Source organism: Pseudomonas sp. DSP3-2-3 (genome assembly GCF_049898225.1).
In the GTDB taxonomy this organism is placed as follows: domain Bacteria; phylum Pseudomonadota; class Gammaproteobacteria; order Pseudomonadales; family Pseudomonadaceae; genus Aquipseudomonas.
Genome location: NZ_JAFCXH010000006.1, coordinates 195,140 through 216,840 on the forward strand (window position 1 = coordinate 195,140; position 21,701 = coordinate 216,840).

The following is a 21,701-nucleotide window of genomic DNA, read 5'->3' on the forward strand; positions in this document are numbered from 1 at the left end:
CGTGTGTGCTGTGCAGGCGACGTCAAAACGTCATCCCATGATTATTTGATTTTTTGCATCTGCTTGACCGCGCCACTGGCAATCAGCTCGGCCAACTCGGAAACGTCCAGTAACGCGCACATGTGTTCAATGACCGTACCCGCCAACCAGGGGCGCTGCCCGCGATGGGCGCGCCATTTGATCTCGCTGGGATCAAGGCGCAGCGAACGGCTGACCTGATGCACCGCCAGACCCCACTCATAGCCTTGAACTGAAATCACGTACTGCAAGCCCTGCCGGAAATCGTCGCGGTAGCGATCCGGCATGATCCAGCGCGCGGTATCCAGTACTTTCAGATTGCCGCCCTGGCTGGGCAGGATGCCGAGGAACCAGTCCGGCTGACCGAACAATGGCGTCAGATCATGCCCGGCCAGCGGATAAATCGATCCCAGGCACACCAGCGGGACCGCCAGCGTCAAACCGGCAACATCAAACAACAGACACTCGAATGGCTCTTCTGCCCAGGCAGGTCGCCCGTCAGTGGTGGGCGGCGGCGTTGGCGTACGTTGCGCCGAAGGCAAATACACCTCAGCCACCGGCTCGACCAAATCCACCACCGGCACAATGATTTCTTCGACGATGGGCACCGGCGCGATGTCAACCCGCGCTACAACTGGCACCGCAACAGCAACCGGCACGGGAGCCGCGACAGCAATGGCGATCGGAGCAGCAGTTGCCAGCATCCGGGCGTCATAAGCCTGCTCCTCAAGAACCGCGGCCTCGAATTCATCGATGCTGGACAGTTCAGGCAGGTCTTCAGTGGCATCCTGAAGCAGCGCATCCAGATAGGACTGGAGCGCCAGTTGCGGTCGTGTTGCGATTTGAACAGGCCGAAGATTCATACGGATGCCACACAATGATTGACGCGATGACCGCTTGATTGAGTTATCGGCCGCAATGAGGCGCGACTTGAATGCTTCTGCACATTGCGCGGCAAGAATGAGCAAAGGTCCACGTCAGGCCACCTGCGCCAGAAGCTGCTCGGACAACAGATGCTGAAGCAGAGCGCGATAGGCCAGCACCGCGCGGCTCTTGTTGTCGAACTGCGACGGCGTGACGCCGGCCCGACTGGCATCGCGCAGACGTGTATCGACCGGCACGTAGGCCTTCCAGACATGTTCCGGAAAGCTGTCACGAAGTAATTTCAGGGTGCCCATCGAGGCCTGGGTCCGCCGGTCGAACAAGGTCGGCACGATGGTGTACGGCAACGGCGTCTTGCGTGAGCGGTTGATCATCGCCAGGGTGTTGACCATGCGTTCCAGGCCTTTGACGGCCAGAAATTCGGTCTGCACCGGAATCACCAACTGCTGGCTCGCCGCCAGCGCATTGACCATCAACACGCCCAGCAACGGCGGGCTGTCGATCAGGGCGTAATCGTAATCCTGCCACAACTGCGCGAGGCTCTTGGCGATGACCAGGCCCAGCCCGTTCTGCCCGGGCGACTGCCGTTCCAGCGTGGCCAGCGCGGTGCTTGAAGGCAACAGCGAGATGCGCTGGTCACTGGTGGGCAACAGCAGCTGACCGGGAAGGCCATCGGTGATGGCGCCCTTGTTCAAAAACAGATCGTAGACACTGTGCTCCAGCAAGTCCGGGTCATGCCCGAAATAGCTGGTCATCGAGCCATGGGGATCCAGATCGACAACGACCACGCGCTTGCCCGCGTCAGCCAGCAATCCGGCTAACGCGATCGTAGTGGTGGTCTTACCGACGCCACCTTTTTGGTTGGCTACTGCCCAGACTCTCATTGTGTTTTTTCCTCCCGCCATGGCAATGGCCATAACGAGAATGACTAGGGGGCGGGTGACGAAGAATTGACGGTATTGCTGCGCACCGCTGGCTTGACTGGCGTGATTGCAGTTTGTGTGCCAGCACGACGCATTGCGGCATCTGGCTGTGCATTGGCCGCCGTGCCCGTCGCGGTCAGGCTGCGACGCACATCCAGGTTGCGGGAAATCACCAGCACGACCCGGCGATTGCGCCCTCGCCCTTCGGCCGTGGTATTGGGCGCCACGGGCTGGAACTCGCCGTAACCGACCGAGGCCATGCGCGCCGGATTGATGCCGTCCATGGCCAGCATTCGCACCACGCTGGCCGAACGCGCCGATGACAGCTCCCAGTTGCTTGGAAACTGCGACGTGTTGATCGGCTGGTCGTCGGTAAACCCTTCGACATGAATCGGGTTGTCGAACGGCTTGATGATCTTCGCAACCTTTTCAATGATCGCGAACGCCTTGTCACTGGGCATCGCGTCGCCGCTGCCGAACAGCAGACTGGAATTGAGCTCCACTTCGATCCACAGCTCGTTGCCACGCACCGTCATCTGATTGGACTTGATCAAGTCGCCGAACGCATCGCGCACATCATCGGCGATGGCTTTGAGTGGATCCGAGGAGTTCTGACCAATGCCGGCATCGGTCTGCTCGCTGTCCTTGACCAGCGGCTGCGCGGGCTTGACGGTCAGCGGACGTTGTTCGCCAATGGGGATCGGCTTGACGCTGCGTTCGCTTTCGTTGAAGACGCCGACCAGCGCTTCAGACAGAATTTTGTACTTACCTTCGTTCAGCGACGAGATCGAGTACATCACCACGAAAAAGGCAAACAGCAAGGTGATGAAGTCGGCGTAGGACACCAGCCAACGCTCGTGATTTTCATGCTCTTCAGGCTGACGACGGCGAGCCATAGCGTGTTACTCCATGAAACCTTGCAGCTTGAGTTCGATGGAGCGCGGGTTTTCGCCCTCGGCGATGGACAGCAGGCCTTCCAGCAACATTTCACGATAGCGCGACTGGCGCAGGGCAATCGCTTTAAGCTTGTTGGCAATCGGCAACAGAATCAGGTTGGCCGACGCGACGCCATAAATGGTTGCGACAAACGCCACGGCGATACCGCTGCCCAGCTGGCTCGGGTCGGCCAGGTTGCCCATGACATGGATCAGGCCCATCACTGCGCCGATGATGCCGACAGTGGGTGCGTAGCCGCCCATGCTTTCGAAGACTTTGGCCGCCTGGATATCGCGGGTTTCCTGAGTGATGAAATCCACTTCCAGAATGCTGCGAATCGCTTGCGGCTCCGCGCCGTCGACCAGCAATTGCAAGCCTTTGCGGGCGTAGGAATCCGGTTCGGTGTCGGCAATCGTTTCCAGACCGAGCAGGCCTTCCTTGCGCGCGGTCAGGCTCCAGTTGACGACCCGGTCGATGCCGCCTGCCAGGTCGATGCGCGGCGGAAACAGAATCCAGCCGACAATTTGCATGGCGCGCATGAACGCGCTCATGGGTGACTGGAGCATCGACGCACCGAGCGTCCCGCCCAGCACGATCAGCGCCGCCGGGCCATTGAGCAACGCGCCCAGATGTCCGCCTTCGAGAAAATTACCGCCAATGATTGCAACAAATGCGAGGGTCAGGCCGATCAGACTCAATACATCCATCAGATACACGCCTCGACCAGATGCCTGCCGATATCATCCAGGCTGTACACCGCGTCGGCCAGGTCGGCTTTGACGATGGCCATGGGCATACCGTAGATCACGCAGCTCGCTTCGTCCTGAGCCCAGATGTGACTGCCGCCCTGCTTGAGCAGGCGCGCACCTTCACGGCCGTCAGCGCCCATGCCGGTCAACACCACGGCCAGCACTTTGTCGCCATAGGACTTGGCAGCGGAACCGAAGGTAATGTCTACGCAGGGTTTGTAATTGAGGCGCTCGTCACCGGGCAGAATCTTCACCGCTCCACGGCCGTCGATCATCATCTGCTTACCACCCGGCGCCAGCAAGGCCAGCCCCGGACGCAGGATGTCACCGTCTTCAGCTTCCTTGACGTTGATGCGGCACAGCTTGTCCAGGCGTTCGGCGAACGCCTTGGTGAACGCTGCGGGCATGTGCTGGATCAGCACAATAGGCGCCGGGAAGTTGGCGGGCAGTTGGGTCAGGACCCGTTGCAGCGCGACCGGGCCGCCGGTGGACGTGCCGATGGCGACCAGTTTGTAGGCTTTGCGTTTGGGTGCCGGGGACGAAGGCGCGTGGCTGCTTGCCGCGGCTGGCGCTGACGAAGCCGATGGACGCGAGGCCAGAGTGCTGCGCGCCGTGACAGGCGTGCCGGGCCTGGTGGTGGCCGGCGCAGGCGCCGCCGGTGTCGGTGCTGACGCGCTGTAACTGCCCAGACGCCGATTGCTGCGAGAAATGCTGTGCACTTTTTCGCACAGCATTTGCTTGACCTTCTCGGGGTTGCGCGAGATGTCTTCGAAATTCTTGGGCAGGAAATCCACCGCGCCGGCGTCCAGTGCATCCAGCGTAACGCGGGCACCTTCGTGAGTCAGCGAGGAGAACATCAATACCGGGGTCGGAATGCGCTGCATGATATGACGCACGGCAGTGATGCCATCCATCATCGGCATTTCGTAGTCCATGGTGATCACATCAGGCTTGAGCGCCAGAGCTTGCTCGATCGCTTCCTTGCCGTTGGTTGCCGTACCGACAACCTGGATGTTCGGGTCCGAAGAAAGGATTTCCGTGACGCGGCGGCGGAAAAAACCGGAATCATCCACCACCAGGACCTTGACTGCCATAAACACTCCATTAGGTTACGCAGGCGACAGACGTCGCCCGCGACACCGGAATCAAATACGCCGGGCGGCGTAACGCTTGAGCATGCTCGGTACATCGAGAATCAAGGCAATGCGACCGTCACCGGTAATGGTGGCGCCCGACATGCCTGGCGTACCTTGCAACATCTTGCCCAGCGGCTTGATTACCACTTCTTCCTGACCTACCAGCTGATCGACGACAAAACCGATTCGCTGGGTGCCGACCGACAGGATCACCACATGACCTTCGCGCTGCTCTTCGTGAGCGGCCGAGCTGATCAGCCAGCGCTTGAGATAGAACAGTGGCAGCGCCTTGTCGCGCACGATGACCACTTCCTGACCATCGACAACGTTGGTGGTCGACAGGTCCAGGTGGAAGATCTCGTTGACGTTGACCAGCGGGAAAGCAAAAGCCTGGTTGCCGAGCATCACCATCAGCGTCGGCATGATCGCCAGGGTCAATGGCACCTTGATGACGATCTTCGAGCCCTGGCCCTTGGTGGAGTAGATATTGATCGTGCCGTTGAGCTGGGCGATCTTGGTTTTCACCACGTCCATGCCCACGCCACGACCCGACACATCGGAAATCTCGGTCTTGGTCGAGAAACCCGGTGCAAAAATCAGGTTGTAGCAGTCGCTGTCGCTCAGGCGATCGGCCGCGTCCTTGTCCATCACACCGCGTTTGACCGCGATGGCGCGCAGGACATTGGGGTCCATGCCTTTGCCGTCATCGGAAATCGACAGCAGGATATGGTCGCCTTCCTGTTCCGCCGAGAGAATCACACGACCGCCACGGGACTTGCCTGAGGCTTCGCGTTCTTCCGGGGTTTCGATACCGTGGTCGACCGCGTTGCGCACCAAGTGGACCAGCGGATCGGCAAGGGCCTCGACGAGGTTCTTGTCCAGGTCGGTTTCTTCGCCGACCAGTTCCAGGTTGATCTCTTTCTTGAGCTGGCGGGCCAGGTCGCGAACCAGACGCGGGAAGCGCCCGAAAACTTTCTTGATCGGCTGCATGCGGGTTTTCATCACCGCAGTCTGCAGATCGGCGGTGACCACATCCAGGTTGGACACCGCCTTGGACATGGCTTCATCGCCGCTGTTCAGGCCCAGGCGCACCAGACGGTTACGCACCAGTACCAGCTCGCCGACCATGTTCATGATCTCGTCCAGCCGCGCGGTATCAACCCGCACAGTGGTTTCCGCTTCGGAAGCCGGCTTGTCCGGACTCGCCGCAGCCGGAGCCTTGGCTGGAACAGGTGCAGCGGCCTTGGCGGGCGCTGGCGCAGCTGCCGGAGCCGGAGCTGGCGCCGGTTTGGCTGCGGCAACCGGAGCAGGCGCTGGCTTGGCAACAGCTGCCGCGACTGGCGCAGCAGCTATGGCTTCAGGCTCGAACTTGCCTTTGCCGTGCAACTGATCCAGCAGGTCTTCGAATTCGTTATCTGAGATTTCATTGCTTTTCGAAGCAGCCGGAGCAGCCGGCGCTGCAACGACAGGCGCAGGCGCTACCGCAGCAGTGGCGTCAAACGAGCCCTTGCCGTGCAGCTGATCCAACAAGGCTTCGAATTCATCGTCGGTGATTTCATTGCTCGCCGCAGCGCCGGTGCTGGCAGCCGGAGCCGCAGCAGCCACTGGCGTTGCGACGGCATCGACCGCGAACTGACCTTTGCCATGCAATTGATCGAGCAGCGATTCGAATTCCTGGTCGCTGATTTCATCGCTGGCCGCTGCCGAAGCAGGGGCAGCAACCGGCGCTGCCGCAGCAGGCGCACTGGCTGACTCGGCTGCCTGAGCCTTGACCGCATTCAGCGAGTCCAGCAGCAGTTCGAATTCGTTGTCGGTAATTTCGTCGGAAGCAGGCGGCGCTTCCTCGATCACTGCCGGAGCGGGCGCAGCGGCTACTTCGTCTGCGGTTGCAGGCTCGGCAAGACGCGCCAGCGCCGCCAGCAATTCCGGCGTGGCGGGTGTGACTTCGGTACGCTCGCGAACTTCGCTGAACATACCGTTGACCGCATCCAGTGCTTCGAGCACCACGTCCATCAATTCGGAGTCGACGCGACGTTCACCCTTGCGCAGGATGTCGAAGACGTTCTCGGCGATGTGGCAGCACTCCACCAGCTCATGGAGCTGGAGGAAGCCGGCGCCGCCTTTTACAGTGTGAAAACCGCGAAAAATTGCATTAAGCAAGTCAGCATCATCAGGTCGGCTTTCCAGCTCGACCAGCTGTTCGGACAATTGCTCCAGAATTTCGCCGGCCTCTACCAGAAAATCCTGAAGGATTTCTTCATCGGCGCCGAAGCTCATTGGGGTGCTCCCTAAAATTAACCGTCAACAGACCTAGAAGCCAAGGCTCGATAGCAGATCGTCTACATCGTCCTGTCCGGACACAACGTCTTCCCGTTTATCGGCATGAATCTGCGGACCTTCACCCTGAGAGAGACCTTTTTGTGGATCTTTTTCTGCGAGGATGGATTCATCGTCATGTTCGATGCCTGCAAAGCGATCGACCTGACTGGCCATGAGCACCAACTTGAGCAGGTTGCTCTCAACTTCAGTGACCAATTGCGTGACGCGCTTGATGACCTGACCGGTAAGGTCCTGGTAATCCTGAGCCAGCAGAATGTCATTGAGGTGGGCAGCGACTTCGTGAGTTTCCCGCTCGCTGCGCGTCAAAAAGCCGTCGACACGTTTGGCCAGCTCACGAAACTCTTCAGCGCCGATTTCCCGACGCATGAAACGTCCCCAGTCCTGGCTCAACGCTTTGGCGTCGTTACTCAAGCCATTCATCAAGGGCGTACTTTGTTCAACCAGATCCATCGTGCGGTTGGCCGCATTTTCGGTAAGCCTGACAACATACGACAAACGCTCGGTAGCATCCGTGATCTGGGACACTTCTTCGGCCTGAGGCATGTTCGGGTCAATCTGGAAATTGACAATCGCGCTGTGCAGCTCGCGGGTGAGCTTGCCGACTTCCTGATACAAGCCGCGATCACGCGTCTGGTTCAGCTCATGGATCAATTGCACGGCTTCGCCGAAACGGCCTTTTTCAAGGCACATCACCAGCTCATGCGCGTGTTTTTTCAGGGTTGACTCAAAGTCGCCCTGAGATGTCTCTTTATGCTCCATAGCGCCCTCGCGGCAAACATCAGCTATTGACGCGCTCGAAGATCTTTTCGATCTTTTCTTTCAGCACTTGGGCCGTAAATGGCTTCACGACATAACCGTTGACGCCAGCCTGGGCCGCTTCGATGATCTGGTCGCGCTTGGCTTCGGCCGTGACCATCAGCACCGGAAGGTGCTTGAGTCGTTCATCGGCGCGCACCTGACGCAACAGGTCGATGCCGGACATGCCTGGCATGTTCCAGTCAGTGACCAGAAAGTCGAAAGCACCGCTCTGCAACATTGGCAGCGCGGTGAGTCCGTCATCGGCTTCGGCCGTGTTGGTGAATCCCAAATCACGCAACAGGTTTTTGATGATCCGCCGCATCGTTGAGAAGTCATCAACGATGAGGATTTTCATGTTCTTGTCCAATTCGACCTCCAAGCAGTCTTTAACGCGTTCAGCACCTGAACGCGCTGTTCAATCAATACCGGCACAGCTCACATCGGCTGTACTAAAACGACGACGGGCTTGGTAAATCAACAGTCAAGAAACCGGGCAGCAGCTCGACTTGCCGCCAGAGAGGTAAACCACCTTCCAACAGCTCGCAGTAGCGCCAATGACCGGTTCCCGCCTTGTCCATCTCCCCACACAACGCTTTGCACAGCCGGCTTACACGCACAGCGCAACCCTACGGATGCGCCATACCTGTCAACGCGCTCGCCACTCTCCCAAACGCCCTCGCAAACGAGCTGCGCACTGGCTGTGTAACTGGCTGACTCGCGACTCGCTGACCCCAAGGACCTCACCGATTTCCTTGAGATTCAGCTCCTCGTCATAGTACAGCGCCAACACCAGTCGCTCGCGCTCTGGCAAATTGGCAATCGCATCTGCTAACGCGGCCTGGAAACGTTCGTCTTCCAGATCCCGCGACGGCTCAAGCGAACCGCTTGCGCCGTCCTCGTGCAGCCCTTCATGTTCGCCGTCCTGCAACAGGTCGTCGAAACTGAACAAGCGGCTGCCCAGGGTATCGTTCAAAATCCCGTAATAATCATCGAGACTCAATTGGAGTTCGGCCGCAACCTCGTGATCTTTAGCGTCACGACCTGTTTTAGCTTCAATTGAGCGAATTGCGTCACTGACCATGCGCGTATTGCGGTGAACCGAACGTGGTGCCCAGTCACCTTTGCGCACTTCATCGAGCATCGCGCCACGAATCCGGATACCCGCATAGGTTTCGAAACTCGCGCCTTTTGTGCAGTCGTATTTGGTCGACACTTCAAGCAGCCCGATCATCCCGGCCTGGATCAAGTCCTCGACCTGGACACTGGCCGGCAAACGCGCCAGCAAGTGATAGGCGATGCGCTTGACCAGCGGCGCATAGCGCTCGATGAGCTCGTACTGAGAGTTCTTGGAGGTCTTGCTATACATCTGATAGCCGCTGGCTGTCATTGGACAGGCCCCGCAAATGTCTGGTGGACAAGTCGCTCGACGAAGAACTCAAGATGACCGCGCGGATTGGCCGGCAGCGGCCAGGTGTCGACTTTCTGCGCGATGGCCTTGAAGGCCAGGGAGCATTTGGAACGCGGGAACGCTTCGTAAACGGCACGCTGCTTCTGCACCGCCTTGCGCACGCACTCGTCGTAAGGCACGGCGCCGACGTATTGCAGGGCAACATCGAGGAAACGGTCGGTCACTTTGGTCAGCTTGGCAAACAGGTTGCGGCCTTCCTGCGGGCTCTGGGCCATGTTGGCCAGGACCCGGAAGCGATTCATGCCGTAGTCGCGGTTGAGCAGCTTGATCAGCGCGTAGGCGTCAGTGATCGAGGTCGGTTCGTCGCACACCACCAGCAAGACTTCCTGGGCGGCCCGCACAAAGCTCACCACCGACTCGCCAATGCCGGCGGCCGTATCGATGACCAGTACGTCAAGGTTATCGCCAATATCGCTGAAAGCCTGAATCAGACCGGCATGCTGCGCCGGCGTCAGATGCACCATGCTCTGCGTGCCGGAAGCGGCTGGCACGATGCGAATCCCGCCCGGCCCTTGAAGCAGTACGTCGCGCAATTCGCAACGGCCTTCAATGACATCGGCAAGGGTGCGCTTGGGCGTAAGCCCCAGCAACACGTCGACATTGGCCAGGCCAAGGTCAGCGTCCAGCAGCATGACGCGCCGGCCAAGCTCGGCCAAGGCCAGCGAGAGGTTCACTGACACGTTAGTCTTACCGACGCCACCTTTGCCGCCGGTCACCGCGATCACCTGTACGGGATGCATGCTGCCCATGTTATTTCATTACCTTGTCTTGCGTAGACCCAAGCCACATTGGGGGCTGCACGTTCGCTGAGGAACAATGCGTGGCAGACCATCGATGCAGGTAAATTCCAGTAGTTCGTTTCACCTAACCCACCCGCTTGCTGGGGTTGTGATACAGGTCGGCAAACATATCCGCCATCGCTTCTTCGCTAGGCTCTTCCTGCATCTGCACATTGACCGCACGAGTCACCAATTGGTGCCGACGCGGAAGGTGTAAATCATCAGGTATTCGCGGTCCGTCAGTCAGGTAGGCAACAGGAAGCTCATGACTGATCGCCAGGCTGAGCACTTCGCCCAGGCTGGCGGTTTCGTCCAGTTTGGTCAGGATGCACCCGGCCAGACCGCAACGTTTGTAACTGTGGTAGGCCGCGGTCAGCACTTGCTTCTGACTGGTCGTTGCCAACACCAGATAATTACGCGCCTTGATGCCACGCCCGGCGAGGCTTTCGAGTTGCATGCGCAGGGCCGGATCGCTGGCTTGCAGACCTGCGGTGTCGATCAACACCACGCGTTTGCGCAGCAGCGGCTCCAGTGCCTGAGCCAGCGACTGGCCTGGATCGACATGCGTCACCGGCACATTGAGGATGCGACCCAAAGTCTTGAGTTGCTCCTGAGCGCCGATGCGAAAACTGTCCATGCTCACCAGAGCGATATTCTGTGCGCCGTACTTCAACACATAGCGCGCTGCCAGTTTGGCGAGTGTGGTGGTTTTACCCATGCCAGCCGGGCCGACCATGGCAATCACGCCACCCTCTTCAAGGGGCTCGATTTCCGGGGTGGCAATCATCCGCGCCAGGTGCGCCAGCAGCATGCGCCAGGCCTGACGAGGCTCTTCAATTTCGCTGACCATCGCCAGCAGATCGCGGGACAGCGGGCCGGACAGACCGATACGTTGCAGGCGACGCCACAGATTGGCCTGCTGCGGACGGCTGCCTTGCAGTTGATTCCAGGCCAGCGAACCCAGCTGGACTTCCAGCAGTTCACGCAGACCATTCAATTCGAAGCGCATGTTTTCGTAAGCGCGCTGGCCGCCAGCCGGTTCGGACGGGGCTGCTTGAGCTTGCACGAATGGACGCGGTGGTTCTTCAAGTGTCGGTTCGATATGCGTGTCGGCAGCGCTGAGCGGCATGCCGGCGAACAACTGACGGTTGACTGACGGGTCACTGTCGCCACGATTGTTCAGTTCAGCCTGAGCGGAAACAATCCGCGACTGGGTTTTGCGCAGTTCGTCTTCAAGCTCGATGTTCGGCACGCGAGGCGCCAGGGCAGACAGCTTGTAATCCAGCGCAGCAGTCAGCTCCACGCCACCGGCAATCCGCCGGTTGCCGATGATGGCCGCTTCTGCGCCCAGCTCATCGCGAACCAGTTTCATGGCTTGACGCATATCGGCGGCGAAAAATCGCTTAACTTGCATGACTCACTACCTCAGCCGTTAGGCCCGACAGTCGCTACGATGGTGACTTGCTTGTTGTCAGGAATTTCCTGATACGCCAACACATGCATGTTCGGCACAGCCAGTCGTCCAAAGCGTGACAACATGGCGCGAACCGGGCCTGCAACCAAAAGAATAACCGGCAAACCCTGCATCTCCTGCCGCTGCGCCGCGTCGATCAACGAACGCTGGAGCTTTTCAGCCATGCTTGGCTCAAGCAGAACGCCTTCTTCCTGACCCTGACCTGCCTTCTGCAAACTATTGAGCAATATCTGTTCCAACCTTGGCTCCAGAGTGATAACTGGCAGCTCCGGCTCAATCCCTACAATGCTTTGCACGATTGCACGGCTTAATCCGACGCGTACTGCCGCGACTAACGCGGCGGTATCTTGACTCCGCATGGCATTGTTCGCGATGGCCTCGGCGATGCTGCGAATGTCGCGAACAGGCACTTGTTCGGCCAAAAGCGACTGCAGGACCTTGAGCAACGCCGACAGCGAAAGAATCCCCGGAACCAGCTCTTCAGCCAGTTTTGGCGAGCTTTTAGCCAGTAATTGCATCAATTGCTGGACTTCTTCATGCCCAATCAGCTCATGAGAGTGTTTATAAAGAATCTGGTTAAGGTGCGTTGCCACTACCGTACTGGCATCCACCACGGTGTAACCCAGGGACTGCGCCTGACTGCGCTGACTGATTTCGATCCAGACCGCTTCCAGACCAAACGCCGGGTCCTTGGCGGTAATGCCATTGAGGGTGCCGAACACCTGACCGGGGTTGATCGCCAATTCCCGGTCCGGGTAAATCTCGGCTTCGGCCAGGGTCACGCCCATGAGTGTCAAACGATAGGCACTGGGCGCCAGATCCAGGTTGTCACGGATATGCACAGTGGGCATGAGAAAGCCTAGCTCCTGAGAGAGCTTCTTGCGCACGCCCTTGATGCGCGCCAGCAACTGACCACCCTGATTGCGATCCACCAGCGGAATCAGGCGGTAGCCCACTTCCAGGCCGATCATGTCGATGGGGGTCACGTCATCCCAGCCCAGCTCCTTGGAATCCTGAACCCGGGTTGGCGACGGCAGCATTTCCTGCTGGCGCTTGACCTCTTCCAACGCCTGGACCTTGACCACGTTCTGCTTTTTCCACAGCAAGTAAGCGACACCGCCCGCCACCAGCCCGAGGCTGATGAAGGAAAAGTGCGGCATGCCCGGGACCAGGCCCATGACAATCATGATCCCGGCAGAAACCGCCAGCGCCTTGTGGGAAGTAAACATCTGCCGATTGATGAGCTTGCCCATTTCTTCCGAACCGGAAGCACGGGTCACCATGATCGCCGCAGCGGTGGACAGCAGCAGTGATGGCAATTGCGCCACCAAACCGTCACCGATGGTCAACAGGGTGTAGATCTTGCCCGCATCGGCAAACGTCATGTTGTGCTGCAGCATGCCGACCAGAATGCCGCCAATGAGGTTGATAAACAGAATCAACAGACCGGCGATGGCGTCACCGCGAACAAATTTCGAGGCACCGTCCATGGAGCCGTAGAACTCGGCTTCCTGGGCAACTTCGAGACGGCGACGCTTGGCTTCAGGCTGATCGATCAGCCCAGCGTTCAAGTCGGCATCGATTGCCATCTGCTTGCCGGGCATGGCGTCCAGGGTGAAACGCGCGCTGACCTCGGAAATCCGCCCGGCACCCTTGGTGATTACCACAAAGTTGATGATCATCAGGATCGCGAAAACCACGATACCGACCACGTAGTTACCGCCGATAACCACCTCACCGAAGGCCTGGATCACCTTGCCGGCTGCGGCGTGACCATCCTGACCGTGGAGCATGACCACGCGCGTCGAGGCAACGTTGAGCGCCAGGCGCAGCAGCGTCGCCACCAGCAGAATGGTGGGGAATACCGAGAAATCCAGAGGGCGCAAGGCGTAGACGCAGACCAGCAGGACCACAATCGACAGCGCGATGTTGAAGGTGAAAAACACGTCCAGCAGGAACGGCGGCATTGGCAACATCATCATTGCCATCATGACCAACAGCAACAACGGCACACCTAACTGGCCCCGACCGAGACCCGCGAGATTACTGCGTGCGCTACTGATTAATTGAGAGCGATCCACCGATTCTTCACCTGCACTAAACCAAAACTTTGACGCCGAAGGCGACCTGAATTGACCTATTGCAAGAAGCTTTCCAACAGTGGACAAAGGGCCATTATTTGGGGAATTGGCTGTAGGACGTGGCGTCGGCTATTGCGACTCAACCTGTCGTAACGAAACCGAGGCTTCGGCTTTTGATTTTCGCTTTTCCGTGCCGCGATCTGGTAGACACCGCCAAACGCGCGTCGGCGCGTACCCACACCACGGCACCGGAGTCGAAGGAACCCCTGCGAAGCAGGGGCCGGACGTCAGCGCAGAATGGTTTCCCCCCTTTGCCGAAACAAAGGGGGTCGACCGTCAGGGCGAAACCGGACTAAGCCGCACCGCAAATGCTGTTGGCGCAGCGCCATTCAAGGTGCGTCAGCTTTAGTCGGAGATTGAGGCGTGCGCCAAATCGATTCGCGGGCAAGCCTCGCCAACGGATCTACGCAACATTCACGATAGGACGTACAGCCGCTGTATTTGTGTCTACTGGAATGCCGTCTTCCCGGATAAATCCGGTCCCACACAATCAGCGCGATCCAGTGGGACCGGCTTTAGCCGGGAAGGCGTCGGTTCAGACAATACATCTGCGGCGCCTGGCGGTTGCCCCCAGACATAGAATCTCCAACGGAATCTGGATAAATTCGCCCCTACGGCTGTGCGCAACGCAATCAGGAATCACGCTGCAAATCCGGCGGAATGGAGATATCCCCCAACGGATCGGGCCGTTTGCCGCGACCCGAATGGAATTGGCGAATCTGATAGACATACGCCAGCACCTGAGCCACCGCCAGATACAGCCCGGCCGGGATCTCCTGGTCCAGCTCAGTGCTGTAATAGATCGAGCGCGCCAACCCTGGCGATTCGAGAATCAGAATCTGATGGTGGGCGCCGATTTCGCGGATTTTCAAGGCGATGAAATCCGTACCCTTGGCCACCAGCATCGGCGCGCCGCCCTGCTCCGGATCGTATTTGAGGGCGACGGCGAAGTGGGTCGGGTTGGTGATGATCACATCCGCAGTGGGGATCGACTCCATCATGCGACGCTGGGACATGTCACGCTGCAACTGGCGTATGCGCTGCTTGACCTCCGGCCGCCCTTCCGCATCCTTATGCTCGTCGCGGATTTCCTGCTTGGTCATCAACAGCTTCTTGTGCGCTTCCCAGATCTGATACGGCACGTCGATGGCGGCAATGATCATCAGACCGCAGGCCATCCACAGCGTGCTCCAGCCAACCACCTGCAAGCTGTGGATAATCGCCATTTCCAGAGGTTCGTGAGCGATGGAGATCAGGTCGGCCTTATCCTTGTCCAGCACCACCAGGGCGACGACCAGAACAATCAGAAACTTGCCGAAACTCTTGAGCAACTCGATCAGCGCCGAGGCCGACACCATGCGCTTGAGGCCCGAGGCCGGGTTCATGCGGCTGAACTTGGGGGCCATGGTCTTGGCCGAGAATAGCCAGCCACCCAGGGAAATCGGGGCAATGAGGGAGGCGAGCATCAGCGCCACCAAAAATGGCAGCATGGCGACCAGCGCCAGCTTGCCGGAGCTCAGGAGCATCCTGGCCATGTAGCTTTGATCCATGAGCATTTCGCGACTGATGATGAAGTTGGAGCGCATCAACTCCATCATCATTTGCGCTATATCGCTACCGAAGGACAACAACCCGCCGGCACCGACCAGCATGATCACCAGAGTGTTGAGCTCCTTGGATCGAGCAATCTGTCCATCTTTTCGGGCCTCCGACTTCTTTTTTTCCGTGGGGTCTTCTGTCTTGTCCTGACCATTCTCGTCCTCGGCCATCAGCGCGCCCTCACCATATCGCGGAACGTTCGCAACGCATCAGCCACCAGCGGTTGGTACTGATTGAGAATGTCGCCCAGGCTTATCCACAAAATGCCCATACCCAACACCAGCGTCAGGGGAAAACCGATAGAGAAGATGTTCAGTTGCGGCGCGGCGCGCGTCATCACGCCAAAGGCAATGTTGACCACCAGCAGCGCAGTGATCGCCGGCAACACCAACGTCAGCGCGGCACCCATCACCCAGCCGAGGCTGTTGGCAAGCGCCCAGAAGTTGGACACGAGCAGCCCGCTGCCAACCGGCATCGTGGTGAAACTTTCAACCAGCGTTTCCAGGACTACCAGATGGCCGTTCATGCCCAGGAACAGCAGGGTGACCAGCATGGTGAAGAACTGCCCGATCACCGCGGCGGAGACGCCGTTGGTGGGGTCGATCATGGAAGCAAAGCCCATGCCCATCTGCGTCGAGATGATCTGCCCGGCAATCACGAATGCCTGAAAGAACAACTGCAGAAACAACCCCAGCCCGGCACCGATGATGATTTGCTCGCCGATGAGCAACAGCGCACTGAGGTCCAGCGCGTTGACCTGCGGCATGGGCGGCAACACGGGGGCGATCACCACGGTAATGGCCAGCGCGAAGTACAGGCGAATGCGCCTGGGCACCAGCGTCGTGCCGAAAATCGGCATGGTCATCAACAACGAGGTAATGCGAAACATCGGCAGCATGAAGCTGGCGACCCAGGTGCCGATTTGCCCGTCGGTCAGTGCAAGGACAGCATCCACAAGCGCTAGCCGATCACGGTTGGAATGCTGGTGTAGAGCGCCAGGATGTATTCCATGAACACCTTGAGCAACCACGGACCGGCAACAATCAGGGTAATCAGCATCACGATCAGACGCGGGAGAAAGCTCAAGGTCTGTTCGTTGATCTGGGTGGCGGCCTGGAACATCGCCACCAGCAAACCGCAGAGCAAACTGGGCACGACGAGGATCGCCACCAGCACCGTGGTCAGCCACAACGCCTCACGAAACAGATCGACGGCTACTTCTGGCGTCATCGCACGCACTCCTGCTCAAGAGAGGTCATACACCACCAAAACTACTGGCCAGGGTGCCAATGATCAGCGCCCAGCCATCAACCAGCACGAACAACATGATCTTGAACGGCAGGGAAATGATCAGCGGTGACAACATCATCATGCCCATCGCCATCAATACGCTGGCAACCACCAGATCGATGACCAGAAACGGAATGAAGATCATGAAGCCGATCTGGAAAGCGGTCTTGAGTTCGGAAATCACAAATGCTGGCACCAGGATGGTCAGCGGCGCCTGATCGGGAGACTGGATATCGGTGCGCTTGGACAGGCGCATGAACAGCTCCAGATCGCTGGTGCGCGTCTGCGCCAGCATGAAGTCCTTGATCGGCACCTGAGCCTTGGCCACGGCATCCTGAGCGGTAAGCTTTTCAGCCAGATAAGGCTGCAAGGCGTCCTGGTTCACCCGGTCGAAGACGGGCGCCATGATGAACATGGTCAGGAAAATCGCCATGCCGGTGAGAATCTGGTTCGATGGCGTCTGCTGTAAGCCCAGCGCCTGACGCAGAATGGAGAAGACAATGATGATCCGGGTGAAACTGGTCATCAGCATGACGAATGCCGGGATGAAGCTCAGCGCCGTCATGATCAGCAGAATTTGCAGGCTGACCGAATATTCCTGCTGGCCGTTGGCGCCGTTGGACAACGTGATCGCAGGGATCGACAACGGATCGGCGCCGAACGCCACAGGCGCCGCCAGCACCAGCAGAAGCGTCAACAGAATGCGCGGCATTACTTCTTATCCTTCTGATCCTTGTTGCCCATGATTTCCATCAGGCGCCGTGCGAACTCGGGAGTAGCCTGCTCGCGAACCGGAACCTGCACCGGCTCCTTGAGCACGTGCAATGGCGTGATCTGCCCAGGCGTGACACCCAGCAATATTTGCTCGTTGCCGACCTGCACCAGCACCAGCCGGTCACGCGGACCCAGCGCCCGCGAGCCCAGCAGCTCAATGAGCTGGGCATTGCCCGGCCCGCTGCGTTGCACGCGTCGCATCGTCCAGGCCAGCGCGAAGATCAGGCCGATGACCAGCAGCAGCCCGAACAGCAGCTGCATCAGTTGCCCGCCCATCCCCACCGGCAGCGAGCCGACCACCTGTGGCGCGGCGGCCTGCACCGCAGGCTCCGCCGCCAGCGCGCTGAGCGGCATGAACAGCAATGCTCCAGCAAGCTTCATCATGTTCACTCAGCGCAGCTTCTTGATACGTTCGCTAGGGCTGATCACATCGGTCAGACGGATGCCAAATTTCTCGTTGACCACCACAACCTCGCCATGGGCGATCAAGGTACCGTTGACCAGTACGTCGAGCGGCTCACCGGCCAGACGATCCAGTTCGATCACCGAACCCTGGTTGAGTTGCAGCAGGTTACGAATGTTGATGTCGGTGCTGCCCACTTCCATGGAGATCGAGACCGGAATGTCGAGGATCACATCCAGATTCGGACCATCGAGATTTACCTGACCGCCGTTGCTGCGCGGCACGCTGCCGAACTCTTCCATGGCCAGACGGCTGGAAGCCGACGAGTTACCGGCATCCGCTGCCAACAGTGCGTCGATGTCGTCCTGACCGCCATCACCGGATTCACCCAGTGCCGCAGCCCATTCATCGGCCAATGCCTGATCTTCAGCAGAGGTCATTTCTTTATCATCAGCCATCGGTTGTCCTCGGCGAACAGTGTTTCAGTTACACAGCAAAATTTCGACGCAGACAAAAGGTCAACGTCGCTCTATTGGTTCGATCACTTGCAGGGCCAGATGCCCCTTGTGCGAACCCAGCTTGACCTTGAAGGACGGCACGCCATTGGCGCGCATGACCAGCGATTCCGGCAGCTCGACGGGAATAACGTCACCCGGCTGCATGTGCAGAATGTCGCGCAACAGCAATTGACGACGGGCGACCGTAGCGCTGAGCGGCACGGACACATCCATCACGTCCTGCTTGAGGGCGTTGACCCAGCGTTCGTCCTGATCGTCGACATCGGACTGGAAGCCCGCATCGAGCATTTCCCGCACCGGCTCGATCATCGAATACGGCATGGTCACGTGCAGATCGCCGCCACCGCCATCGAGTTCGATGTGAAACGTGGAGACCACCACCGCTTCGCTCGGCCCGACGATGTTGGCCATGGCCGGGTTGACCTCCGAGTTGATGTACTCGAAATGCACTTCCATGATCGCCTGCCAGGCTTCTTTCAGGTCGATGAACGCCTGATCCAGCACCATGCGCACGACCCGCAGTTCCGTCGGCGTGAATTCACGGCCTTCGATTTTCGCGTGACGGCCGTCGCCGCCGAAGAAGTTATCCACCAGCTTGAACACCAGCTTGGCATCGAGGATAAACAATGCGGTGCCGCGCAACGGCTTGATCTTCACCAGATTGAGACTGGTGGGTACGTACAGCGAATGCACGTACTCACCGAATTTCATGACCTGGACACCGCCGACCGCTACATCAGCCGAGCGGCGCAGCAGGTTGAACATGCTGATCCGGGTATAACGGGCGAAACGTTCGTTGATCATTTCCAGGGTCGGCATGCGACCCCGCACAATCCGGTCCTGACTGGTCAGGTCGTAACTTTTGACGCTACCCGGTTCGGCTACTTGTTCGGTCTGGACCAGACCATCGTCCACGCCATGCAACAGCGCATCGATCTCATCCTGGGACAGCAGGTCTTGCACGGCCATGTCGTGGTCCTACTGCAGTACGAAGTTAGTGAAAAGCAACTGCTCGATCACGGTTTTACCGAGTTCTTTCTGAGCTACTTCTTGAACGCTGGCCGTCGCTTTCTGACGGAGCATTTCCTGGCCAATCGGGGTTGCCAGGGACTCGAACGGAATACCCGCAAACATCATCACCAGATTGTTGCGAATAACCGGCATGTGCACCTTCAACGCTTCAAGGTCGGCCTGATTACGCGCCAGCATGGTGATGCTGACCTGCATGTAGCGTTGACGACCATTGGCGTTGAAGTTGACCACGAAGGCCGGGGTCATGGCTTCGAAGATCGCAGGATGCTTGACGCCGGTTTCTGCAGCAGCAGCCGCTGGATCCGGTTTGCTCTCAGCCTTGTGCATGAAAAACCAGGTCGCGCCAACCGACAGGCCGACAGCGAGCAACAAAGCCACTACCAGGACGATGATGAGCTTGAGTTTGCCTTTGGAGGCGGGGTCTTTAACGTCGTCGCTCTTCGCCATGCCAATAATCCGTCACTATTCGGGGGGTTCGTTGATGCGTGACAGAGGGTGAGCAAGTGTTATGCCAGAGTTGCGGGGGAAGTGCTGTGCCGGGGTAAACGGCGGGGATTCGATATCGTGTAGGAGCCAACTTGTTGGCGAGACATTGAGTCGGATACCGCGCCTGTTGATGTCGAACCTCACATCGTGTGGCACCAACAGCACTGGCGGCGCTGCCAAGATCGGTTTCGCCCTGACGGTCGCCCCCCTTTGTTTCGGCAAAGGGGGAAACCATTCTGCGCTGACGTCCGGCCCCTGCTTCGCAGGAGTTCCTTCGACTCCGGCGCCGTGGTGTGGGTACGTGCCGACGCGCCATCCATGGCGCAACGGCGCTCGACCGGCATCCATGCCGGTCGCCCCACACCACGACACCTGCGCTCAGCCTACCGACGCGCGTTTGGCGGTGTCTGACGAAACGCATTTCAATATAAGAGCAATAATTCGCGTGGCGGTATTTCTGGGTAAGCAGGATCAAAGTCTCGCCAACAAGTTGGCCCCTGCATTCACCCATCAAGCGTAGTAATCGACCTCACTGCTGCCAATCACCCGCGCCGCAGGCTGACTGACCGGGATGCCGGCGTCGACAATAGCGTCATCACCCGAACCCTCCAGGCTTGAAGAACTGCCAGTGGTGCCGGAACTGCGCTGGCTATTGCTGGCCTGGTCCTGATTCTGCTGCTGTTGCTGCCACCCGCGATTCTGATCGGACACGTTGACGTCCACCTGGCCCAGCCCTTGCTGGCTGAACGACTCACGCAGGCGCGACATCTGGTTTTCGAGCGCTTCACGCACGCCCACATGGGCACTCATGAACGTGACCTGGGTCTGTTGATCCGTCGCCATGTTGACGCGGATGTCCAGACGCCCGAGTTCGGCCGGTTCCAGCTGGATTTCCGCCGACTTCAGGTTTTGGCTGGACAAGTACATGACCCGATCAACAACCCCTTCACTCCAGCCACTCTGATGCATGGCCAGTGGCTGGTTGATCAGCGGAACGGTTGGTGTCAGGGCTGCTCGCGGTGCTTGCGCAGCCTGGCTCATCGCCGCGAGACGCTCGGCGAAGTTATCCATGCGCGTATCGCCGCCGGTACTTTTGACATCCTTGAGCCCATCATCAAGCAAGCCACTGAAAGATTTGTCGCTGCTCTCCGTGCTGGCTTCATCAGTGGGCAGCTGATCGGCCAGGGCCGTCAGGTTATTGGCGATGTTCTGCGTGGAGTCAGCAGAGTCGTTATTGCTGGACTTGCCGGTCTTGTCAGGATGATTGCTGCCATTGGCTTGCTGGGTCGCCGCCTGAGCCTTCGCGCTGGCGTTCTCCAGGGCAAACTGCAGGGCGGGCAAGCCTGCCAAGGGGTCGGCCTCGGGATCGAACGACGCATCATTCGCCAAATCAGTGCTGGATGCGACCGGTGCCGAAGGCGCTGCAGCTGATGCCGCCACCATCGTGGCGGTGGCGGAAGAAACCGCTGCTGCCGGATCAGCAACAGGCGCGTCCTGCACGGGCACTGCGACTGGCAGGACCATGGCCTGCAAGGCCGGGTCAAGCGCTGGATCCAGAGCTACTTCAGGGGCAGGCGTTTCCACCGGCAATATGGCGACCGCATCGTCGACAGGCTTGGCGTCTTTGTCACTGGCGGCAGCGTCGGCAGGCAAGGCATTGCCGCTATCGGCAACCGTCGTCTGATCCACGGCGGCATCGTCTTTGGCTGCCGGGTCCTTCGCGACAACATCCTTGTCCTTCGCTGGAACCGTCTTGTCCCGCGCAGGCTTGGCCGGCACGTCATTGTTGGCGGCGGATTTAGCCTGCGCCTGCTTGGCGTAGACGTCGGAGAAGCTCGAACTGTCGTCCTTGCCGTTGTCAGCCGCCTTGGCCACGCTATTGGTAGCGTTGGTCTTGGACGCCGCCATCGGGGCGGTCTGAAGGAGTGGATTAGAGGCAAGGGGCATGTCGGTCT

At 59.0% G+C, this 21,701-nt stretch carries 21 protein-coding genes; all 21 read right to left on the bottom strand.

Translation table 11 applies throughout. The annotated features are described in order from the left end of the window. Positions 1 to 41 precede the first annotated feature (41 nt). The 21 genes from ACP7E4_RS09810 to ACP7E4_RS09910 all read right to left on the bottom strand — a co-directional run bounded on the left by ACP7E4_RS09810 (position 42) and on the right by ACP7E4_RS09910 (position 21,693). The gene (locus ACP7E4_RS09810) at positions 42 to 881 is read right to left on the bottom strand and encodes a CheW domain-containing protein (RefSeq protein ID WP_426113200.1); all 840 of its coding nucleotides are present in this window, start codon (positions 879 to 881) and stop codon (positions 42 to 44) included. A gap of 114 nt (positions 882 to 995) precedes the next feature. Continuing rightward, positions 996 to 1,784 (bottom strand): ParA family protein, encoded by a 789-nt coding sequence (locus ACP7E4_RS09815; protein ID WP_426113198.1) that lies wholly within the window; start codon positions 1,782 to 1,784, stop codon positions 996 to 998. 44 nt (positions 1,785 to 1,828) lie between these two features. Then, positions 1,829 to 2,719, bottom strand: a complete 891-nt coding sequence (gene motD, locus ACP7E4_RS09820; RefSeq protein WP_426113196.1) for a flagellar motor protein MotD — start codon at positions 2,717 to 2,719, stop codon at positions 1,829 to 1,831. 6 nt (positions 2,720 to 2,725) lie between these two features. Continuing rightward, positions 2,726 to 3,466: a flagellar motor protein gene (locus ACP7E4_RS09825; protein ID WP_426113194.1), complete on the bottom strand. Its 741-nt coding sequence runs from the start codon at positions 3,464 to 3,466 to the stop codon at positions 2,726 to 2,728. Continuing rightward, the gene (locus ACP7E4_RS09830; protein ID WP_426113192.1) at positions 3,466 to 4,602 is read right to left on the bottom strand and encodes a protein-glutamate methylesterase/protein-glutamine glutaminase; all 1,137 of its coding nucleotides are present in this window, start codon (positions 4,600 to 4,602) and stop codon (positions 3,466 to 3,468) included. Before ACP7E4_RS09830 ends, ACP7E4_RS09825 begins: the two co-directional genes overlap by 1 nt. A gap of 51 nt (positions 4,603 to 4,653) precedes the next feature. Beyond that, the gene (locus ACP7E4_RS09835) at positions 4,654 to 6,921 is read right to left on the bottom strand and encodes a chemotaxis protein CheA (RefSeq protein WP_426113190.1); all 2,268 of its coding nucleotides are present in this window, start codon (positions 6,919 to 6,921) and stop codon (positions 4,654 to 4,656) included. A 33-nt stretch (positions 6,922 to 6,954) separates the two neighbouring features. After that, on the bottom strand, positions 6,955 to 7,743 hold the full coding sequence (locus ACP7E4_RS09840; RefSeq protein ID WP_426113188.1) for a protein phosphatase CheZ: 789 nt from the start codon (positions 7,741 to 7,743) through the stop codon (positions 6,955 to 6,957). Between the two features lie 19 nt (positions 7,744 to 7,762). Next, positions 7,763 to 8,137 carry a chemotaxis response regulator CheY gene (locus ACP7E4_RS09845; RefSeq protein ID WP_177325461.1) on the bottom strand — a complete coding sequence of 125 codons (375 nt, stop codon included), beginning with the start codon at positions 8,135 to 8,137 and terminating at the stop codon, positions 7,763 to 7,765. Positions 8,138 to 8,428: 291 nt separating this feature from the next. Beyond that, on the bottom strand, positions 8,429 to 9,169 hold the full coding sequence (fliA, locus tag ACP7E4_RS09850; protein WP_020294162.1) for an RNA polymerase sigma factor FliA: 741 nt from the start codon (positions 9,167 to 9,169) through the stop codon (positions 8,429 to 8,431). Further along, complete coding sequence (gene fleN / locus ACP7E4_RS09855; protein WP_020294161.1) at positions 9,166 to 9,999, bottom strand: flagellar synthesis regulator FleN; 834 nt, start codon at positions 9,997 to 9,999, stop codon at positions 9,166 to 9,168. The genes fliA and fleN overlap by 4 nt, the downstream gene beginning before the upstream one ends. Positions 10,000 to 10,114: 115 nt before the next feature. Beyond that, positions 10,115 to 11,443: a flagellar biosynthesis protein FlhF gene (flhF, locus tag ACP7E4_RS09860; protein WP_426113185.1), complete on the bottom strand. Its 1,329-nt coding sequence runs from the start codon at positions 11,441 to 11,443 to the stop codon at positions 10,115 to 10,117. Between the two features lie 11 nt (positions 11,444 to 11,454). Next, entirely contained in the window at positions 11,455 to 13,584 is a 2,130-nt protein-coding gene (gene flhA, locus ACP7E4_RS09865; RefSeq protein ID WP_065833561.1) for a flagellar biosynthesis protein FlhA, read from the bottom strand. A 692-nt stretch (positions 13,585 to 14,276) separates the two neighbouring features. After that, positions 14,277 to 15,413, bottom strand: coding sequence for a flagellar biosynthesis protein FlhB (flhB, locus tag ACP7E4_RS09870; RefSeq protein WP_426113183.1), 1,137 nt, complete (start codon positions 15,411 to 15,413; stop codon positions 14,277 to 14,279). Next, the gene (gene fliR / locus ACP7E4_RS09875) at positions 15,413 to 16,141 is read right to left on the bottom strand and encodes a flagellar biosynthetic protein FliR (RefSeq protein WP_426113580.1); all 729 of its coding nucleotides are present in this window, start codon (positions 16,139 to 16,141) and stop codon (positions 15,413 to 15,415) included. The genes flhB and fliR overlap by 1 nt, the downstream gene beginning before the upstream one ends. Positions 16,142 to 16,203: 62 nt before the next feature. Then, positions 16,204 to 16,473 (bottom strand): flagellar biosynthetic protein FliQ, encoded by a 270-nt coding sequence (locus ACP7E4_RS09880; protein ID WP_020290721.1) that lies wholly within the window; start codon positions 16,471 to 16,473, stop codon positions 16,204 to 16,206. A gap of 25 nt (positions 16,474 to 16,498) precedes the next feature. Beyond that, positions 16,499 to 17,245, bottom strand: coding sequence for a flagellar type III secretion system pore protein FliP (gene fliP, locus ACP7E4_RS09885; protein WP_426113181.1), 747 nt, complete (start codon positions 17,243 to 17,245; stop codon positions 16,499 to 16,501). Further along, a complete protein-coding gene (gene fliO / locus ACP7E4_RS09890) occupies positions 17,245 to 17,691 on the bottom strand; it encodes a flagellar biosynthetic protein FliO (RefSeq protein WP_426113179.1) in 447 nt (148 codons plus the stop codon). The genes fliP and fliO overlap by 1 nt, the downstream gene beginning before the upstream one ends. A gap of 6 nt (positions 17,692 to 17,697) precedes the next feature. Continuing rightward, positions 17,698 to 18,168: a flagellar motor switch protein FliN gene (gene fliN, locus ACP7E4_RS09895; RefSeq protein ID WP_426113177.1), complete on the bottom strand. Its 471-nt coding sequence runs from the start codon at positions 18,166 to 18,168 to the stop codon at positions 17,698 to 17,700. Positions 18,169 to 18,228: 60 nt separating this feature from the next. Continuing rightward, positions 18,229 to 19,197, bottom strand: coding sequence for a flagellar motor switch protein FliM (gene fliM, locus ACP7E4_RS09900; protein WP_331151072.1), 969 nt, complete (start codon positions 19,195 to 19,197; stop codon positions 18,229 to 18,231). A 9-nt stretch (positions 19,198 to 19,206) separates the two neighbouring features. Next, complete coding sequence (fliL, locus tag ACP7E4_RS09905; protein WP_426113174.1) at positions 19,207 to 19,707, bottom strand: flagellar basal body-associated protein FliL; 501 nt, start codon at positions 19,705 to 19,707, stop codon at positions 19,207 to 19,209. A 549-nt stretch (positions 19,708 to 20,256) separates the two neighbouring features. Further along, positions 20,257 to 21,693 (bottom strand): flagellar hook-length control protein FliK, encoded by a 1,437-nt coding sequence (locus ACP7E4_RS09910; protein ID WP_426113173.1) that lies wholly within the window; start codon positions 21,691 to 21,693, stop codon positions 20,257 to 20,259. Positions 21,694 to 21,701: the final 8 nt, after the last annotated feature.

Bases quoted from the DNA above. Each gene is read 5' to 3' on its own strand.
- flhB (WP_426113183.1), bottom strand. From the start codon at position 15,413: ATGGCCGAGGACGAGAATGGTCAGGACAAGACAGAAGACCCCACGGAA.
- ACP7E4_RS09835 (WP_426113190.1), bottom strand. From the start codon at position 6,921: ATGAGCTTCGGCGCCGATGAAGAAATCCTTCAGGATTTTCTGGTAGAG.
- fleN (WP_020294161.1), bottom strand. From the start codon at position 9,999: ATGGGCAGCATGCATCCCGTACAGGTGATCGCGGTGACCGGCGGCAAA.
- flhF (WP_426113185.1), bottom strand. From the start codon at position 11,443: ATGCAAGTTAAGCGATTTTTCGCCGCCGATATGCGTCAAGCCATGAAA.
- fliL (WP_426113174.1), bottom strand. From the start codon at position 19,707: ATGGCGAAGAGCGACGACGTTAAAGACCCCGCCTCCAAAGGCAAACTC.
- ACP7E4_RS09830 (WP_426113192.1), bottom strand. From the start codon at position 4,602: ATGGCAGTCAAGGTCCTGGTGGTGGATGATTCCGGTTTTTTCCGCCGC.
- ACP7E4_RS09845 (WP_177325461.1), bottom strand. From the start codon at position 8,137: ATGAAAATCCTCATCGTTGATGACTTCTCAACGATGCGGCGGATCATC.
- fliN (WP_426113177.1), bottom strand. From the start codon at position 18,168: ATGGCTGATGATAAAGAAATGACCTCTGCTGAAGATCAGGCATTGGCC.
- ACP7E4_RS09810 (WP_426113200.1), bottom strand. From the start codon at position 881: ATGAATCTTCGGCCTGTTCAAATCGCAACACGACCGCAACTGGCGCTC.
- ACP7E4_RS09910 (WP_426113173.1), bottom strand. From the start codon at position 21,693: ATGCCCCTTGCCTCTAATCCACTCCTTCAGACCGCCCCGATGGCGGCG.
- ACP7E4_RS09880 (WP_020290721.1), bottom strand. From the start codon at position 16,473: ATGACGCCAGAAGTAGCCGTCGATCTGTTTCGTGAGGCGTTGTGGCTG.
- ACP7E4_RS09815 (WP_426113198.1), bottom strand. From the start codon at position 1,784: ATGAGAGTCTGGGCAGTAGCCAACCAAAAAGGTGGCGTCGGTAAGACC.
- fliR (WP_426113580.1), bottom strand. From the start codon at position 16,141: ATGCTGCCGATGTTTCGCATTACCTCGTTGTTGATGACCATGCCGATT.
- fliO (WP_426113179.1), bottom strand. From the start codon at position 17,691: ATGATGAAGCTTGCTGGAGCATTGCTGTTCATGCCGCTCAGCGCGCTG.
- ACP7E4_RS09825 (WP_426113194.1), bottom strand. From the start codon at position 3,466: ATGGATGTATTGAGTCTGATCGGCCTGACCCTCGCATTTGTTGCAATC.
- motD (WP_426113196.1), bottom strand. From the start codon at position 2,719: ATGGCTCGCCGTCGTCAGCCTGAAGAGCATGAAAATCACGAGCGTTGG.
- fliP (WP_426113181.1), bottom strand. From the start codon at position 17,245: ATGCCGCGCATTCTGTTGACGCTTCTGCTGGTGCTGGCGGCGCCTGTG.
- fliA (WP_020294162.1), bottom strand. From the start codon at position 9,169: ATGACAGCCAGCGGCTATCAGATGTATAGCAAGACCTCCAAGAACTCT.
- fliM (WP_331151072.1), bottom strand. From the start codon at position 19,197: ATGGCCGTGCAAGACCTGCTGTCCCAGGATGAGATCGATGCGCTGTTG.
- ACP7E4_RS09840 (WP_426113188.1), bottom strand. From the start codon at position 7,743: ATGGAGCATAAAGAGACATCTCAGGGCGACTTTGAGTCAACCCTGAAA.